The organism is Pseudomonas sp. 910_23 (assembly GCF_052850795.1).
In genome coordinates, this window is record NZ_VXCZ01000003.1 from 243,853 (window position 1) to 259,035 (window position 15,183).

Sequence of the window (15,183 nt, forward strand, 5' to 3'; positions counted from 1 at the left end):
ATGCACGAACACTCGCCTACCCTGACCCATCTGGACGCCGCAGGCCGAGCCAGCATGGTCGACGTCACCGACAAAGCCGCTACCACCCGCGAAGCCCAGGCCCAGGCTTGGGTGCACATGTTGCCGGCCACCTTGCAACTGATCCAGGCCAACGGCCATCCCAAGGGCGATGTGTTTGCCGTGGCACGTATCGCCGGGATCATGGCCGCGAAGAAAACCCATGAGCTGATCCCGCTGTGCCACCCGCTGATGCTCAGTTCGATCCACCTCGAACTGCGCGCCATCGAGCCTGACAGAGTGCAGATCCTCAGCACCTGCCGGCTCAACGGCCAGACCGGCGTCGAACTCGAAGCCCTGACCGCCGCCAGCGTGGCAGCCTTGACGATCTATGACATGTGCAAGGCCGTGGATCGGGGCATGGTCATCGACCGAATCCAGCTGCTGAAAAAACACGGCGGCAAGTCAGGCACCTTCATTGCAGGAGACGCCCAATGATTCTGATCAACTACTTTGCGCGCTACCGTGAACAACTGGGCGTTGGCGGTGAAAAGCTCGTATTGGATGAGTCCCTGCGCACCATTGAGCACGTCAGGCAATTGCTGTGCGCCCGCGGTGAGACCTGGCAGCAGGTGCTGGGTGAAACCAGCCTGATGTGCGCGCTGAACCAGGAACTCTGCACACCGCAAGCGCTGATCGAAGACTTCGACGAAATTGCGTTCTTCCCCCAAGTGACCGGAGGTTGACCCATGCCGGTTCAGGTGCAGACCGAACTGTTGGACCTGGGTGAACTGACCCGCAGCGTACACGCCGAAGACCCCGGCGTTGGCGCCGTGGCCACGTTCGTGGGGTATGTACGCGATATCAACCAGGGCGATCAGGTCAGCGCATTGTTCCTTGAGCATTACCCCGGCATGACCGAGCGCGCATTGCAGTTGATCGTTGATCAAGCCCATGAACGCTGGCCGCTACAGCGGGTAAGCATCGTTCATCGTGTGGGCCCGCTGAAGGTGGGTGAGCCCATCGTCTTCGTCGGCGTCGCCAGCCAACATCGCCTGGCGGCCTTTGAAGCCTGCGCGTTCCTGATGGACTACCTCAAGACTCGGGCGCCGTTCTGGAAGCGGGAGCAAACGCCAGCTGGAGAGCGTTGGGTAGAAGGACGGGAAAGTGACCGCCTGGCGCAGGAGCGCTGGGTACTCAGTTAAGCGTACATCGCTCCTGCAAAAGCCTTAACTGACTGGCATTAGCGTGCCCGAATCAGAACAACTCAGAGAACGGTATAAACCGCGCCGTATCACCGGCCCGCAACGTGCTGCCCTCGCAAATTTCAACCAACCCATCCGCCCACGACGCACCCAGCATCACCCCGGAACTCTGGTTCGGATACAGCACCGCCCTGCCCGCCTCGATCCTGGCTCGCAGGTACTCGCGGCGACTGCTGGCCTTGGGCCAGTCAAACCCCACATACACCTCAAAGCTCATCGGCGTGACATCATCGACCCCCTGGATACGCAGTAGATAAGCCCGGGCCAGCAAGCCGAAGGTCACCAGTGCAGAAGCCGGGTTGCCGGGCAGGCCAATCACCGGCACTCGGCCAAACGAACCGACGGTCAGGGGTTTGCCCGGTTTGATCGCAAGTTTCCAGAACAATGGCTTGCCGCATTCACGCAGTACCTGGCCGAGGCAATCGGCATCGCCGGCCGACACGCCGCCGGTGGTCAGGATCAGGTCGGCCGCCTGTTGCAGCTGCTCCAGCTTGAGCCGAGTCAGTTGCGACTGGTCGGGGAGAATGCCGCCGTCGATGACCTCACAACCCAGTGCCCCCAGCCAATGGCTGAGCAAAGTGCGATTGCTGTTGTAGATGCAGCCAGGCTTGAGCGGTGTGCCCGGCTCGGCCAGTTCATCGCCGGTGGACAGCAGCGCCACCCGTGGCCGGCGTACCACCGACACATGGGTACAGCCCTGGGCCGCCGCAATGGCCAGCTCGAAAGGGCCGAGTCGCTTGCCGGCCTGCAGTAATACCTCACCGGCGCGGTTTTCCTGGCCTTGGGTGCGGATATTCTGGCCCTCGCGCAGCGGCTGGGTAAAGCGCACACGCGCATCGTCCAGCACCTCGGCGTTCTCCTGCATTTCGATGCAGTTGGCCCCGTCCGGCACCGGTGCGCCGGTGAAGATGCGCGCACAGGTACCGGGCTGCAGCGGTTCAGGCGCTTGACCGGCGAAGATCTGCTGCGACACCGGCAGTGGCTGGCCGTGCCAGTCTGTGAGGTTCAGGGCGTAGCCGTCCATGGCACTGTTGGGCCAGGGCGGCAGGTCCAGGCTCGCCACCAGGTCATTGGCCAGCACCCGTTGCCGGGCATCGCTGAGCAGCACCGGCTCGCTGTCGTGCAGGCGGTGCTCCTCGGCCAGGGCCAACAACGCAGCAATGGCCTCCTCCACCGACATCAGCGCGGCGCGGCTCATCCTCGCGTGCCGCACAGAGCCACCGGCTTGAGGTGCGGCACGAAGTTACATGGTCGGTGGCGCGCATCGAGCTGCTCGGCCAGAATACCTTCCCAGGCAGTACGACAAGCACCCGTCGAGCCCGGCAGGCAGCACACCAGCGTGCCGTTGGCCAGCCCGGCCAAGGCGCGGCTCTGCACCGTGGACGTACCAATATCAAGAATCGAGATCGCACGGAACAGCTCACCAAAACCATCAATGTGCTTATCCAGCAAACAGCCCACCGCCTCGGGGGTGCTGTCGCGGCCGGTAAACCCCGTGCCGCCGGTAATCAACACCACCTGCACGCGCTCATCGGCGATCCAGGCCGCCACCTGGGCGCGAATTTTGTACAGGTCATCCTTGAGCAGGTTGCGCTCCAACAGGCTGTGCCCAGCTTCCAACAGGCGACTGACCAGCAATTGCCCGGAGGTGTCATTGGCATATTCGCGGGTATCGCTGACCGTCAACACGGCAATATTCAGGGGTACAAACAATGCATCCGACGTGACGCTCATGTGATTCTCCGGCAGGCAATTATCAAAACAATGGCCTGAGGCTAAAGCGCTGAAACGATGGCTGTCTAATCGTTACGACTGACCGGGTTATCGAGCGTTTCTATCACGGCTTTTACTGCCGGCCCTGGACTGCTATCGAGTGCATCAATCACTCTGTCAATACAGGTGATTGGACGTGCCTGCCGTTACAATGAGATCGTCTGCTCATTCATTCGCCGGGTTGCGCGGGGTTCCAGCACCTTGCGCCATGAACGGCTTTTCACTTATTCCCAGGCAGGTGCATTAATGGACATAAAGCAACTCAAATTCCTGATCGCGCTGGAGCAGACCCGGCACTTCGGCCAGGCTGCTGCACGCTGCCATATCACCCAGCCGACCCTGTCGATGCGCCTGCGCAACCTGGAAGATGAGCTTGGCCTGGAGCTGGTCACCCGCGGCCAGCGCTTTGAAGGCTTCACCGAAACCGGCGAGCGTGTGCTGGCCTGGGCGAGGACGCTGCTCGCCGCCCATGACGGCCTGTTTGCCGAAGCCGCCGCATGCCGTGGCCAACTGGTCGGTAACCTGCGCCTGGGCCTGGTGCCCCTGAGCGGCTTCAACCCGATCAGTTTCATTCAGGACTTGTCCCACACCTTCCCGGAACTGAAGTTCAGCCTCACATCCATGAGTTCGGACAGGATCATCGAAGCGCTGGGCACCAACCAGCTGGACCTGGGTGTGTGCTACCTGGACCACGTCAATCCCAACTATCTGGATTTTTTTGAAATGGGCGAGACCCGTGTCGGGCTGCTCTACGACACCCGCCACTTCCATTTCGAAGGCACCCAAATGAGCTGGGAAGACGCCGCCGAACTGCCACTGGGGATGATCAGCAACGGCATGCACTACCGCAAATCCATCGACCTGAGTTTCCGCAGCCGTGGCCTGGATCCGCAGCCGATCCTCGAAAGCGATTCCACCTATCAACTGTTCCAGGCGATCCACGAAGGCTTCTGCTGCGCGATCATGCCGTTGGACAGCGGCCTGGAAAGCCCGATCGAGAACCTGGCGTTCATCAACCTGCCGGACGCCAGCGTCCTCGCGCCCCTGGGCATGGTGATGCGCAAGACCGAACCACGCTCGGCCATTGCCGAGAAGTGTTTTGCCGAAGCCAGGAAGTTGTTCGCGGCCAAGACCGGGGTCTGACGCGCACAAAAAAGGCGCTCCATAGAGCGCCTTTTTACCGCCGTTTGCTTTACTGCACACTTACCTGACGCAGTTCAGGCTTGGTTTCGCCACCAATCGTGATGCGTTTGGGCTTGGCCTCTTCAGGCACCTCGCGCTGCAGGCCGATGCTCAGCAAACCATTGGTCAGGGCTGCGCCGCGCACTTCGATGTGGTCCGCCAGGCGGAACGACAACCGGAAGGCACGTTGAGCAATGCCTTGGTGCAGGTAAGCGACCTTATCGTCGGTTTCGCGTTTACCGCCGGAAACCGTCAAGACGCCCCTTTCGACCTGGATATCCAGATCCTCCTCGGTCAGGCCGGCAACCGCGATGACAATCCGATAGGCGTCATCACCGTGCTTTTCCACGTTGTGAGGTGGATAGGAATTCGGAGCCTCGCTACGCAGCGCCGACTCGAACAGGTCATTGAAGCGATCAAAGCCCACCGATTGACGGAACAGTGGGGCCAACGAAAGGGTAGTAGCCATTTTAAAATCTCCTGAGTTTCTCCAAGTGATTTAGTACGCGACCCGCATTCGGCATCGCGTGATCAAAAATTTATGGACGAGGAAACGGAATTCAAGAGGGCTGCAAGAAATTTTTTCTTGCGCCAATGACTATCGCAAAAACCGCAGTGATACCGCATGTGCTCTAATCTGAATGCCAGGCGTGCTTTAACCCGTGAGCGCCTGAGACAGCCCTTGAGGTACAAAAAAATGAAAATGACATTCCCTGCCCTGGCATTGGGCATCCTGATTTCCCAAGGGGCCCTGGCCGCCGGAGATGGCACTGCCGCGCTGGGCGGCGGTGTCGGCGGCGCGTTGGGCAATGTGGTCGGCCAACAGCTCGGCGGGTCCACCGGTGCGGCCATCGGCGCAGGTGTGGGTGGCGCAGCGGGTGGCGCGGTCGGCGCGCAAAAGGGCAATAAAACCGAAGCGGCGATTGGCGGCGGTTTGGGCTCGGCAGGCGGGTCGGTGATTGGCAATCGCCTGGGCGGCACCACCGGTTCGACCATCGGCGCAGGCGTCGGTGGTGCAGCCGGAGGCGCGCTGGGCAATAACCTGGCCGACGACGAAAGCAATCATCGCTCAGGCGGCACCAAGCACAAAGGCAACAAGCATAAGCACAAGAATAAGCATCATTGATCGGCCTGCCATAATGCCAGGTGTAGGAGCGAGCAAGCTCGCTCCTACGTCGGGCCAATATCCATTTACATCGGCGTGCTGCTCACTACCCGCAATGCCAGCCCTTCATAGGCATCCAGCGTAATCGTGAACGTGCCCTCCTCTGTCAGGTCCCCTTCTACACGCTCATTGATGATATCCACCACCGGCCCCGGCGCGATGTTAGGCAGGTGCAGGGATTCGGTGATCGGCGTGGCACCAAAGTTCAGCGCAGTGATCTGCGTCCCCTTACCCGCCGGCAGTTCGTGAACCATGACCAGCAACCCCGGATGCTCGACATCCGGTATCAGGATCTGACGGCTCGCGGCGATGTCGTAGGCGCGGCGTACGCTGAGGATTTTCTGCAGTTGCGAAGCGAATGAATCCGGATCCTGCAACTGGTGGTTCAGGCTGCCGTACAGGCTTTTGGAGCGCGGCATCTGCCCGGCCGACAGCTCGGCCTCGGGGTTCAGGTCGACCAGATCGTAAGCGCCGCGATGTATCCAGCGGGTATCACCATCGGCCATCAGGTGCGCCACGTCTTCGGCCGCCAACGGCAGCGCGCCCACCAGGTCCCAGCCGGATAACGCGAACACCCCAGGCTGCATGGCGTTATACATCACCAGCAGCAAATGGATCTGGCGAATCTGCTGGATATCCGCAGCGGTAATCGCCTCAAGGTCACGAATGCCCAAGGCAGCAGTGATGATGCTGACCGTGGTGCAGGACACGCCGTTGGTGACGAACTTGAGGTTGTACGGCGCATGTTCACCGGTCAGGCGTTCGTACATCTGCTCGCGGATATGCTCGCGCAGGATGTTGCCGGGAAAAGTCTGGCCCTGGAACAGGAAGGTGTCATGGGCGTGCAGCGTCCAGAAGTGCACCAACTCCAGAGTCAGTTCGTCGTGGTTCTGCAGCGCGTGGATCAACGAACCCGGGTCGATGCCCAGCGTGTGCATCTGGCGCAGCATCAGGCGCAGGAATTCGGTGTCGCCCATCAGCAACGCGTGCTGGTAGGCCGGCCGGGTGATGAAGTCGTATGACAGGTCTGCACCGCCGTGGGACATGGAGGCAATGTCATCCACAGTCAGGTTGAGTTCCTGGAAGCTGAAACCACCGGCCTTGCGAATTGCGCCGCCGAGCAACTGGTTGCCGGTGATCGACAGCGGATGGCTTTCCGACCAGGCCGTGCCGTCCAGCTTGCGCTCCACGCCGAGAAAACCGTTGGCGTCCAGGCGCAGGATCTTCGCGCCCATCACATCAATGGCGTGCAACGCATCACCGATGATCATCTGCTGCGCGGCGAACGAGGGGTCCAGCCAATTGAGCGACGGTTGGCCTTCCTTGAAGTAATGCAGGTACACCCATCGCCGTGGTTTGCCATCCACGCCGACCACCTCTGGCGTGGCGCTCCAGTCGGTTTCCTTTACACCGGGTTCGAAGAAGATCACCCGCTGCAACTGGCCAACGATGTAGTGCTTGTCGCGCAGCGCATCCACCTGCATCGGGCTGAGGTTCTGCGCATCACGGCCCTCGAGCACGTCCGGCAGCAACGGCCAATCTTCCTCACGGATTTCCACCATGTGGTACAGACCGGGATAGTCCTCGTAGGCCATCTCCGCGAGGCGAAAGTCTGCGCCCTTGCCGGTGTGGGATGGGATTACATCGTCGATGATCACCGCATTGTGCGCGGCGGCCATGCGCGTCAACGCCTGTAACTGCGCCTCGGTGCCCAGTTGAGGGTCGATGTCGAAGCTGATGCGGTCGAAATTGCCGTCGATGGTCGGGGTGTGTTCGGTGCCAGCCAAGCCACCGGACTTTTTCAATGGGCCGTTGTGAATGCCTTGAATGCCGATTTTCGACAAGGCATGCCACAGGGTTTCATCCCCCAGCGCTTCGAGCACCGTGCCGCCTTCGCGGGTGACAATCGACGCCGGGTAGGCGGTGAACCACACTGACGACAAGGCTGACGCATCACGCGGCCGGGTATGCGCGTAGGGCTGCTGCCACAAGCGCCCTTGCCCGGAGTAGAGCTTGGCCCGCTGCCGCGCCGCGTGCAGCATCGATTGTTGCACCAGCCAGTTCACATGATCGTTGTTCGCCGCGGTCATAAGCTCGGTACCTGTGGTCGTTAAAGGTTACTCGTAAGCATATGAGGGGCGTGCGCGCCATTCGTTGCATTGAAATAGAGCCAGGGCCGGCAGCAATCTAAAATGTGGATAGCGGTGTGTCAGTCAGCATATGTTTATCTGACCCACAGCTATCGGGAGCAAGTCGAATCGTCGCACCGCCCCTCCCACACTGGATTTTCGTCTGTCTTGTCTCTTGGCGTTGTCTGCCGATACTGCCTGGGGGTGAACCCGGTCGATGCCTTGAACTGGCGGGTAAACGCGCTGTGGTCGGTGTACCCGCATTGCAGCGCCACCTCGGTAATCGGCAGCTCGGTATGCAACAACCGCCGGGCATGTTCCAGGCGTACCTTCTGGATCATTTGCCGCGGCGTGAGGTGGAAGACGCGCTTGCAGTAGCGCTCCAGTTGCGCCACGGAAATCCCGGCGATACGGGTCAACTCACCCAAGGTGACGCGACGGTTGAAATGGGCGCGGATGTGTTCATCCACCGCCGCCAGGCGTTGATAAGCCGGGTGGGTTTCGCTGGCCGATTGCAGGTCTACCGAAATCCCGGCCAAGCCAATGATTGCACCGAGCCGGTTGTACAGCGGCCATTTGTGCGTGAGGCACCAGCCGGGTTCGCGGGTGCCGTAGAGGTGTAATTCAAGCTGGTCTTCCAACACCCGCCCCTGTTCGAGCACACGCCGATCCTGCTCGGTATAGCCCGGCCCCAGTTGCGCAGGGAACACCTCGGCGCTGGTCTTGCCCAGCAGCGGTTGCAACTGCCTCAGGCCGCAGCGCTGCACCAGGGTGCGGTTGGCGAGCACGTAGCGGGCGTCGATGTCCTTGATAAAAATCGCGGCGTTGGGTAGCACGTCGAACATCGGTAATAACTGCTCTACCCCGTTCAATAGCTGCTCGATGCTGTCGGGGCGGCTGCCGTGGAGAAGGCTCGCAAACGCGCTGTGCAACATGACTTTCACCGCCCTTTTATTGATCGACGGCCAGCAGATTGCGCCATGTGCCGGGCGCTGTCGAGTGCGAGAAATTGTGCTGAATTCGTCATTCATCCCCACGTAAAACATCAATCGCCGCCGGGCTGGCGGGTTCACGATAGCGCCACTGCATGCCTATCCAATAACTCACAAGAAGGCGCCGCTATGTCAGGCCAAGGCAAGTTCAAGAAACAGTTGTCACTGATGGACCTCACCTTTATCGGGCTGGGAGCCATCTTCGGTTCGGGTTGGTTATTCGCCGCCAGTCATGTGTCGGCCATCGCCGGCCCGGCAGGGATTTTTTCCTGGTTGCTGGGTGGGTTCGCCGTGCTGTTGCTGGGCATTGTCTATTGCGAACTCGGCGCCGCCCTGCCCCGCGCCGGTGGCGTAGTGCGTTACCCGGTGTACTCCCATGGCCCGTTGCTGGGCTACCTGATGGGCTTTATCACGCTGATCGCGTTTTCCAGCCTGGTGGCGATTGAAGTGGTTGCCTCGCGCCAATACGCTGCAGCGTGGTTTCCGGAGTTGACCAAGGCCGGTTCCAGCGACCCGACCACCCTGGGCTGGCTGGTGCAGTTCGCGCTGCTATGCCTGTTCTTTATCCTCAACTACCGCAGCGTCAAGACCTTTGCCATCGCCAATAACCTGGTGAGCGTGTTCAAGTTCATCGTGCCGTTGCTGGTGATCGGTGTGCTGTTCACCTTCTTCAAACCGGCGAACTTCCAGATGCATGGTTTTGCACCGTTCGGCCTCTCGGGCATTGAGATGGCGGTGTCGGCTGGCGGCGTAATCTTCGCTTACCTGGGGCTGACGCCGATCATTTCGGTGGCCAGCGAAGTCAAGAACCCGCAGCGCACCATTCCCATCGCGCTGATTCTCTCGGTGCTGTTGTCGACTGCCATCTATGTGCTGCTGCAAACCGCGTTCCTCGGCGGTGTGCCCACCGAAATGCTCGCCAATGGCTGGGCCGGCATCAGCAAGGAGCTGGCCCTGCCGTATCGCGATATCGCTCTGGCGCTGGGTGTAGGTTGGCTGGCTTATCTGGTGGTGGCCGATGCGGTGATCTCCCCCAGCGGCTGCGGCAATATCTACATGAACGCCACCCCGCGCGTGGTGTATGGCTGGGCGCAGACCGGCACCTTTTTCAAGATCTTCACGCGCATCGATGAAAAGTCCGGCATCCCGCGTCCGGCGCTGTGGCTGACCTTTGGCCTGTCGGTGTTCTGGACCCTGCCGTTCCCTTCCTGGGAAGCGCTGATCAACGTGGTATCCGCCGCGTTGATCCTGAGCTACGCCGTGGCCCCGGTGACCGTCGCCGCTCTGCGCCGCAATGCACCGGACATGGCGCGGCCGTTCCGGGTCAAGGGCATGGCGGTACTGGGTCCGCTGTCATTCATCATCGCCGCGCTGATCGTGTACTGGTCAGGCTGGAATACGGTGTCATGGCTGTTGGGCCTGCAAATCCTGATGTTTGTGGTGTACCTGCTCTGTGCACGCTGGGTACCGACCGCGCACCTCAATCTCAAGCAGCAAGTACGCTCCTCGGCCTGGTTGATCGGCTTCTACGCCGTGACCATTTTGCTCTCCAAGCTCGGCAGCTTTGGCGGTATCGGCGTGATCAGCCACCCGTTTGACACGCTGGTCGTAGCGGCCTGCGCCCTGGGCATCTACTACTGGGGCGCCGCCACCGGTGTGCCGGCCCATCTGGTGCGCCTGGAGACCGAAGACGATGAAAGCGAAGCGGTCCCTGACAGCCACTACGACACTCCCCTCTCGGCGGCCACTCACTGATGGAACCTTCCATGAAGCGACTGCATGTAATCGATTCCCACACCGGTGGCGAACCCACGCGCCTGATCATGAACGGCTTCCCGGCCCTGGCGGGCACCACCGTCGCCGAGCAGCTTGAAGATCTGCGCACTCATCACGATCAATGGCGTCGCGCCTGCCTGCTGGAGCCACGGGGCAACGATGTGCTGGTCGGTGCACTGTACTGCGCGCCGGTCACGCCGGGCGCCACCTGTGGAGTGATTTTCTTCAACAATGCCGGCTACCTCGGCATGTGCGGCCACGGCACTATCGGCCTGGTCGCCTCCCTGCATTACCTCGGCCTTATCGCGCCAGGTGTCCACACCATCGACACCCCGGTAGGCCCGGTGGCAGCCACGCTGCACGAAGACGGTGGCGTAACCCTGCGCAACGTGCCCGCCTACCGCTACCGCCAGCAGGTACCGGTGCAGGTGCCCGGGTATGGCGTGGTGCTGGGCGACATCGCCTGGGGCGGCAACTGGTTTTTCCTGGTGTCGGACCACGGCCAAGCCCTGCAGATGAGCAACGTTGACGTCTTGACCGACTACACCTGGGCGATGCTCAAGGCCCTTGAGGCCCAAGGTATTCACGGCGCAGACGGCGCGTTGATCGACCATGTCGAACTGTTCGCCGACGACGCCCACGCCGACAGCCGCAACTTCGTGATGTGCCCCGGCAAAGCCTATGACCGCTCCCCCTGCGGCACCGGCACCAGCGCCAAGCTCGCGTGCCTGGCCGTCGATGGAAAACTCGCGGCGGGGCAGACCTGGGTACAAGCCAGCATCACCGGCAGCCACTTCCAGGGCCGCTATGAATGGGACGGCGAACGCGTGCGTCCCTTCATCACCGGCCGCGCGTACATGACTGCCGACAGCACCTTGCTGATCGACGAGCAGGACCCGTTTGCCTGGGGCATCTGAGCCTTTTATTTATTAACCTGAATGGAGTTAGCACCATGAGCGACAACATCTTCACCGGCTGCATGCCCGCCCTGATGACCCCCTGCACCGCCGAGCGCCAACCGGACTTTGACGCACTGGTCGCCAAAGGCCGCGAGCTGATTGATATCGGCATGAGTGCGGTGGTGTATTGCGGATCCATGGGCGATTGGCCGCTGCTCACCGAGGCTCAGCGTCAGGAAGGCGTGGCGCGTCTGGTCGCGGCCGGCGTGCCGACCATCGTCGGCACCGGCGCGGTGAACAGCCGTGAGGCGGTGGCCCACGCGGCCCATGCCGCCAAGGTCGGCGCCCATGGCTTGATGGTGATTCCCCGCGTGCTGTCCCGTGGGGCTTCGGTCACCGCGCAAAAGGCCCACTTCGCGGCGATCCTCAACGCTGCGCCCAACCTGCCGGCGGTGATCTACAACAGTCCCTACTACGGCTTCGCCACCCGCGCCGATCTGTTCTTCGAACTGCGCCGCGAGCACCCGAACCTGATCGGCTTCAAGGAGTTCGGCGGCGCTGCCGACCTGCGCTACGCCGCAGAAAACATCACCTCCCAGGACGATGACGTGACCCTGATGGTCGGTGTCGACACCCAGGTGGTGCACGGTTTCGTCAACTGCAACGCCACCGGCGCGATCACCGGCATCGGCAACGCGCTGCCACGGGAAGTCCTGCAACTGGTGGCCCTGAGCAAAAAAGCCGCCAAGGGCGATGCCAAGGCCCGTCGCCAGGCGCGCGAGCTGGAAGCCGCGCTGGCGGTGCTGTCGTCGTTCGACGAAGGCTGCGACCTGGTGCTGTATTACAAGCACCTGATGGTGCTCAACGGTGACCAGGAGTACGCCCTGCACTTCAACGAAACCGATGTGCTCAGCGCTGCCCAGCGCCGCTATGCCGAGCAGCAGTACGCGCTGTTCCGCCAGTGGTATGCCAACTGGTCGGCGGAACAGAACGTCGCTTGATTTTCTGTAGGAGCGAGCTTGCTCGCTCCTACAACACCCCTCTGTTTTTCAGGATGCCCCATGACTCTGACAGGCAAGATGCTGATTGGTCAGCAATCCCTTTGCGGCCATCGCGATGCGATCCGCGCTATCAACCCCGCCACCGACACGCCACTGGAACCCGCCTATGCCGGCGGCGATAGCGAGCAGGTCGAGCAGGCCTGCGCACTGGCATGGGCCGCGTTCGATACTTACCGCGAAACCACCTTGGCAGACCGCGCCGGGTTTCTTGAAACCATTGCCGATAACATCGAAGCCCTGGGCGATGAATTGATCGAACGCGCCAGCGCCGAAACCGGCCTGCCCCGCGCACGCATTCAAGGTGAACGCGGTCGTACCTGCGGGCAACTGCGCGCCTTTGCCCGCACTGTACGACTGGGTGAATGGCTCGACGTACGGGTCGATACCGCGCAACCCCAGCGCCAACCGCTGCCCCGCGCCGACCTGCGCCAGCGACATATCGCCCTGGGCCCGGTCGCAGTGTTTGGGGCAAGCAACTTTCCCCTGGCCTTCTCCGTGGCGGGCGGCGATACCGCGTCGGCACTGGCAGCCGGTTGCCCGGTGGTGGTCAAGGCCCACAGCGCCCACCCCGGCACCAGCGAACTGGTGGGCCGCGCCGTTGCCCAGGCGGTCAAACAGTGTGGTTTGCCCGAAGGGGTATTTTCACTGCTCTATGGCGCGGGTAACGAGGTGGGTATCGCACTGGTGACCGACCCGCGCATCAAGGCCGTAGGCTTTACTGGTTCGCGCAGTGGTGGTGTCGCGCTGTGCCAGGCTGCCCAGGCACGCCCGGAGCCGATCCCGGTGTATGCGGAAATGAGTTCGATCAACCCTGTGTACCTGTTTCCTGCCGCGCTTGAAGCACGGGCCGAGGCATTGGCCGAAGGCTTTGTCGCTTCACTGACCCAAGGTGCCGGCCAGTTCTGCACCAACCCTGGCTTGGTAATCGCCGTGAAAGGCAGCGCCCTGGACCGATTTATCAAGGTCGCCAGTGATCTGCTTCCACGGTGCCCGGCGCAGACCATGCTCACCCCAGGCATTTTCAGCGCCTACAAAACCGGCGTGAGTGCATTGGCCCGGCACGCCCAAGTCGCCGCCAAGGGCCTGGCGGGAGCTGGGCCGAACCAAGGCCAGACCCATCTGTTCGTAACCCAGGCCCAGGCATTCCTGAGCAACGAACACCTGCAGGCCGAGGTCTTCGGCGCCGCCTCGCTGGTGGTGGAATGCGGCGATTCCGAGCAAGTGCGACGGGTATCCGAACACCTGGAAGGTCAACTCACCGCGACCTTGCATATGGATGACCTGGATCTGCCACAAGCCCGGGCCCTGCTGCCCGTGCTGGAGCGCAAGGCCGGGCGCCTGCTGGTCAACGGCTGGCCGACCGGCGTGGAAGTCTGCGATGCGATGGTGCACGGCGGGCCGTTCCCGGCGACCTCGGATGCGCGCAGCACCTCGGTGGGCACGGCGGCGATCCAAAGGTTCCTGCGGCCGGTGTGCTATCAGGATTTCCCGGATGCGCTGCTGCCCGCTGCGCTCGGGCACGACAACCCGCTAGGGCTGCGGCGCCTGCTTGACGGCCAGAGAGAGGCGTAGCCATGGCTCAGCCCAATCAAGCAGACATTGTGGTGGTCGGCGCCGGCATCATCGGCGTCGCCTGTGCCTTGCAGCTGGCGCGCCAGGGCCGCCAAGTGCTGGTGGTCGACGCGCAGGCGCCGGGCATGGGCGCCTCCTACGGCAATGCCGGTCACCTGGCGACAGAGCAGGTATTTCCCATTGCTGACCTGTCGATCCTCAAGCGCTTGCCGGCCATGCTGCTGGACCCCATGGGCCCACTGCGCCTGGACTGGACCTACCTGCCCCGCGCCCTGCCCTGGTTTATTCGCCTATTGTTGAATCTGCGACCGGCAAGCTACCAGCGCACCGTGGCCGGCCTGCGTGCATTGAACGAAGGCAGCCTGGGCGCGTGGCAGCGCTTGCTGCACTCCATTGGGCAAGCGCATTTGTTGCGTGAAGACGGTTCACTGCTGGTGTTTGAGCGCGCCGAATCCCGCGCTGCCATCGATGCGTTGCAGCAGCGCATGACTCAGCAAGGCGTAGCGGTGAACTTCTGGAGCGGCGATGCGGTGCGCAAGGCCGCGCCACAACTGAGCGACGCGATACAAGGCGGATTGTTCTTCCCCACTACCGGGCACTTTCTCGACCCGTACACCGTGGTGGGCGAACTGGTGAACGCGGCCAAGGCCGAGGGCGTGCAATTTCTGAAGCAGCGCGTGTTGGATGGACGCCTGGAGGGCAACGGCGTTTCACTGATGACCGACCAAGGCGTACTGACGGCACGCCAAGTACTGATCGCCTGCGGTGCGCACTCGGCCAAACTCACCGCCGCACTGACCGGCAAACAGGTGCCGCTGGACACCGAGCGCGGTTATCACCTGATGCTGCCCCACGAGCATCAGCGCCTGCCCTTTGCCGTCACTTCGCTGGAGCGCAAATTCATCATGACCCCCCTGTCCGGCGGTTTGCGCCTGGCCGGCACAGTCGAATTCGCCGGACTCGACCGCCCGGCCAATATGCAACGGGCCTGTCAACTGCACCGTCTGAGCAAAGGGCTGTTTCGTCACGACCTCAGCGACAGCCAAGCCACCCCCTGGATGGGGTTTCGCCCGTCCCTGCCCGACTCGCTGCCGATTATCGACCGGGTGTGCGACGGCAAAGTACTGCTTGCGTTCGGGCACCAGCATTTGGGGCTGACACAGGCGGCGGTGACCGCCGAAAGGGTTGGGCTGCTGGCGGCGGGAGAGTCAGTGTCTGAGTTAAAGCCCTATCGACTCGATCGGTTCTGAGAAAACCGGCCTGTGGAGCGAGCCTACTCGCTCCAGATTTGGCGCCTCGCCTTGAGCCCCCAAAATCAGATAAATCCTGCAAAGCGCGTGGGAAGCCGATCGCGCGGGTCCTTCGCCCCACA

Annotated in this window: 15 protein-coding genes; 10 read left to right on the top strand and 5 right to left on the bottom strand. The window is 62.0% G+C overall.

All coding sequences use genetic code 11. From position 1 onward, the window contains the following. Genes moaC through moaE form a run of 3 tightly spaced genes read left to right on the top strand, consistent with a single transcriptional unit; the run spans nt 1 to nt 1,202 of the window. Nucleotides 1–495, top strand: coding sequence for a cyclic pyranopterin monophosphate synthase MoaC (gene moaC / locus FW800_RS05225; protein ID WP_005788109.1), 495 nt, complete (start codon nt 1–3; stop codon nt 493–495). Beyond that, on the top strand, nt 492–743 hold the full coding sequence (gene moaD / locus FW800_RS05230) for a molybdopterin converting factor subunit 1 (protein ID WP_122732895.1): 252 nt from the start codon (nt 492–494) through the stop codon (nt 741–743). Before moaC ends, moaD begins: the two co-directional genes overlap by 4 nt. 3 nt (nt 744–746) lie before the next feature. Continuing rightward, nucleotides 747–1,202: a molybdopterin synthase catalytic subunit MoaE gene (moaE, locus tag FW800_RS05235; RefSeq protein WP_446437139.1), complete on the top strand. Its 456-nt coding sequence runs from the start codon at nt 747–749 to the stop codon at nt 1,200–1,202. Between the two features lie 52 nt (nt 1,203–1,254). Here the strand turns inward: moaE and FW800_RS05240 are convergent, their stop codons facing one another. Together FW800_RS05240 and moaB are read right to left on the bottom strand one after the other, a co-directional pair. Continuing rightward, complete coding sequence (locus FW800_RS05240) at nt 1,255–2,460, bottom strand: molybdopterin molybdotransferase MoeA (RefSeq protein ID WP_446437140.1); 1,206 nt, start codon at nt 2,458–2,460, stop codon at nt 1,255–1,257. Further along, the gene (gene moaB, locus FW800_RS05245) at nt 2,457–2,996 is read right to left on the bottom strand and encodes a molybdenum cofactor biosynthesis protein B (RefSeq protein ID WP_005788101.1); all 540 of its coding nucleotides are present in this window, start codon (nt 2,994–2,996) and stop codon (nt 2,457–2,459) included. The genes FW800_RS05240 and moaB overlap by 4 nt, the downstream gene beginning before the upstream one ends. 285 nt (nt 2,997–3,281) lie before the next feature. On the opposite strand from moaB, the gene FW800_RS05250 reads away from it, so the two are divergent. After that, the gene (locus FW800_RS05250) at nt 3,282–4,178 is read left to right on the top strand and encodes a LysR family transcriptional regulator (protein ID WP_446437141.1); all 897 of its coding nucleotides are present in this window, start codon (nt 3,282–3,284) and stop codon (nt 4,176–4,178) included. A 49-nt stretch (nt 4,179–4,227) separates the two neighbouring features. On the opposite strand, the gene FW800_RS05255 is transcribed toward FW800_RS05250, so the two are convergent. Next, nucleotides 4,228–4,686 (bottom strand): Hsp20 family protein, encoded by a 459-nt coding sequence (locus tag FW800_RS05255; RefSeq protein WP_446437142.1) that lies wholly within the window; start codon nt 4,684–4,686, stop codon nt 4,228–4,230. A 228-nt stretch (nt 4,687–4,914) separates the two neighbouring features. Between FW800_RS05255 and FW800_RS05260 the strand changes: the two genes are divergently transcribed. Further along, nucleotides 4,915–5,343 (top strand): glycine zipper domain-containing protein, encoded by a 429-nt coding sequence (locus tag FW800_RS05260; protein ID WP_446437143.1) that lies wholly within the window; start codon nt 4,915–4,917, stop codon nt 5,341–5,343. A gap of 65 nt (nt 5,344–5,408) precedes the next feature. Here the strand turns inward: FW800_RS05260 and treS are convergent, their stop codons facing one another. Next, nucleotides 5,409–7,472: a maltose alpha-D-glucosyltransferase gene (gene treS, locus FW800_RS05265; RefSeq protein WP_248128672.1), complete on the bottom strand. Its 2,064-nt coding sequence runs from the start codon at nt 7,470–7,472 to the stop codon at nt 5,409–5,411. A 149-nt stretch (nt 7,473–7,621) separates the two neighbouring features. Next, nucleotides 7,622–8,446, bottom strand: coding sequence for a helix-turn-helix domain-containing protein (locus FW800_RS05270; RefSeq protein WP_446437144.1), 825 nt, complete (start codon nt 8,444–8,446; stop codon nt 7,622–7,624). A gap of 186 nt (nt 8,447–8,632) precedes the next feature. Here FW800_RS05270 and FW800_RS05275 point away from each other — a divergent pair, with 186 nt between their 5' ends. From FW800_RS05275 to FW800_RS05295, 5 genes are read left to right on the top strand one after another with little or no spacing between them, the layout of a single operon-like run. Beyond that, complete coding sequence (locus FW800_RS05275; protein ID WP_032875592.1) at nt 8,633–10,258, top strand: APC family permease; 1,626 nt, start codon at nt 8,633–8,635, stop codon at nt 10,256–10,258. 11 nt (nt 10,259–10,269) lie between these two features. Next, a complete protein-coding gene (locus FW800_RS05280) occupies nt 10,270–11,196 on the top strand; it encodes a 4-hydroxyproline epimerase (RefSeq protein ID WP_446437145.1) in 927 nt (308 codons plus the stop codon). A gap of 35 nt (nt 11,197–11,231) precedes the next feature. Then, a complete protein-coding gene (locus FW800_RS05285) occupies nt 11,232–12,179 on the top strand; it encodes a dihydrodipicolinate synthase family protein (protein WP_032875598.1) in 948 nt (315 codons plus the stop codon). 60 nt (nt 12,180–12,239) lie between these two features. After that, nucleotides 12,240–13,811 (top strand): aldehyde dehydrogenase (NADP(+)), encoded by a 1,572-nt coding sequence (locus FW800_RS05290; protein WP_446437146.1) that lies wholly within the window; start codon nt 12,240–12,242, stop codon nt 13,809–13,811. 2 nt (nt 13,812–13,813) lie between these two features. Then, the gene (locus FW800_RS05295; RefSeq protein ID WP_446437147.1) at nt 13,814–15,061 is read left to right on the top strand and encodes an NAD(P)/FAD-dependent oxidoreductase; all 1,248 of its coding nucleotides are present in this window, start codon (nt 13,814–13,816) and stop codon (nt 15,059–15,061) included. Nucleotides 15,062–15,183: the final 122 nt, after the last annotated feature.

What these genes read in the sequence shown, in the direction of transcription:
- FW800_RS05295 (WP_446437147.1), top strand. Translation starts at nt 13,814, where the DNA reads ATGGCTCAGCCCAATCAAGCAGACATTGTGGTGGTCGGCGCCGGCATC.
- moaD (WP_122732895.1), top strand. Translation starts at nt 492, where the DNA reads ATGATTCTGATCAACTACTTTGCGCGCTACCGTGAACAACTGGGCGTT.
- FW800_RS05260 (WP_446437143.1), top strand. Translation starts at nt 4,915, where the DNA reads ATGAAAATGACATTCCCTGCCCTGGCATTGGGCATCCTGATTTCCCAA.
- treS (WP_248128672.1), bottom strand. Translation starts at nt 7,472, where the DNA reads ATGACCGCGGCGAACAACGATCATGTGAACTGGCTGGTGCAACAATCG.
- FW800_RS05270 (WP_446437144.1), bottom strand. Translation starts at nt 8,446, where the DNA reads ATGTTGCACAGCGCGTTTGCGAGCCTTCTCCACGGCAGCCGCCCCGAC.
- FW800_RS05250 (WP_446437141.1), top strand. Translation starts at nt 3,282, where the DNA reads ATGGACATAAAGCAACTCAAATTCCTGATCGCGCTGGAGCAGACCCGG.
- FW800_RS05275 (WP_032875592.1), top strand. Translation starts at nt 8,633, where the DNA reads ATGTCAGGCCAAGGCAAGTTCAAGAAACAGTTGTCACTGATGGACCTC.
- FW800_RS05280 (WP_446437145.1), top strand. Translation starts at nt 10,270, where the DNA reads ATGAAGCGACTGCATGTAATCGATTCCCACACCGGTGGCGAACCCACG.
- moaE (WP_446437139.1), top strand. Translation starts at nt 747, where the DNA reads ATGCCGGTTCAGGTGCAGACCGAACTGTTGGACCTGGGTGAACTGACC.
- FW800_RS05255 (WP_446437142.1), bottom strand. Translation starts at nt 4,686, where the DNA reads ATGGCTACTACCCTTTCGTTGGCCCCACTGTTCCGTCAATCGGTGGGC.
- FW800_RS05285 (WP_032875598.1), top strand. Translation starts at nt 11,232, where the DNA reads ATGAGCGACAACATCTTCACCGGCTGCATGCCCGCCCTGATGACCCCC.
- moaC (WP_005788109.1), top strand. Translation starts at nt 1, where the DNA reads ATGCACGAACACTCGCCTACCCTGACCCATCTGGACGCCGCAGGCCGA.
- FW800_RS05240 (WP_446437140.1), bottom strand. Translation starts at nt 2,460, where the DNA reads ATGAGCCGCGCCGCGCTGATGTCGGTGGAGGAGGCCATTGCTGCGTTG.
- moaB (WP_005788101.1), bottom strand. Translation starts at nt 2,996, where the DNA reads ATGAGCGTCACGTCGGATGCATTGTTTGTACCCCTGAATATTGCCGTG.
- FW800_RS05290 (WP_446437146.1), top strand. Translation starts at nt 12,240, where the DNA reads ATGACTCTGACAGGCAAGATGCTGATTGGTCAGCAATCCCTTTGCGGC.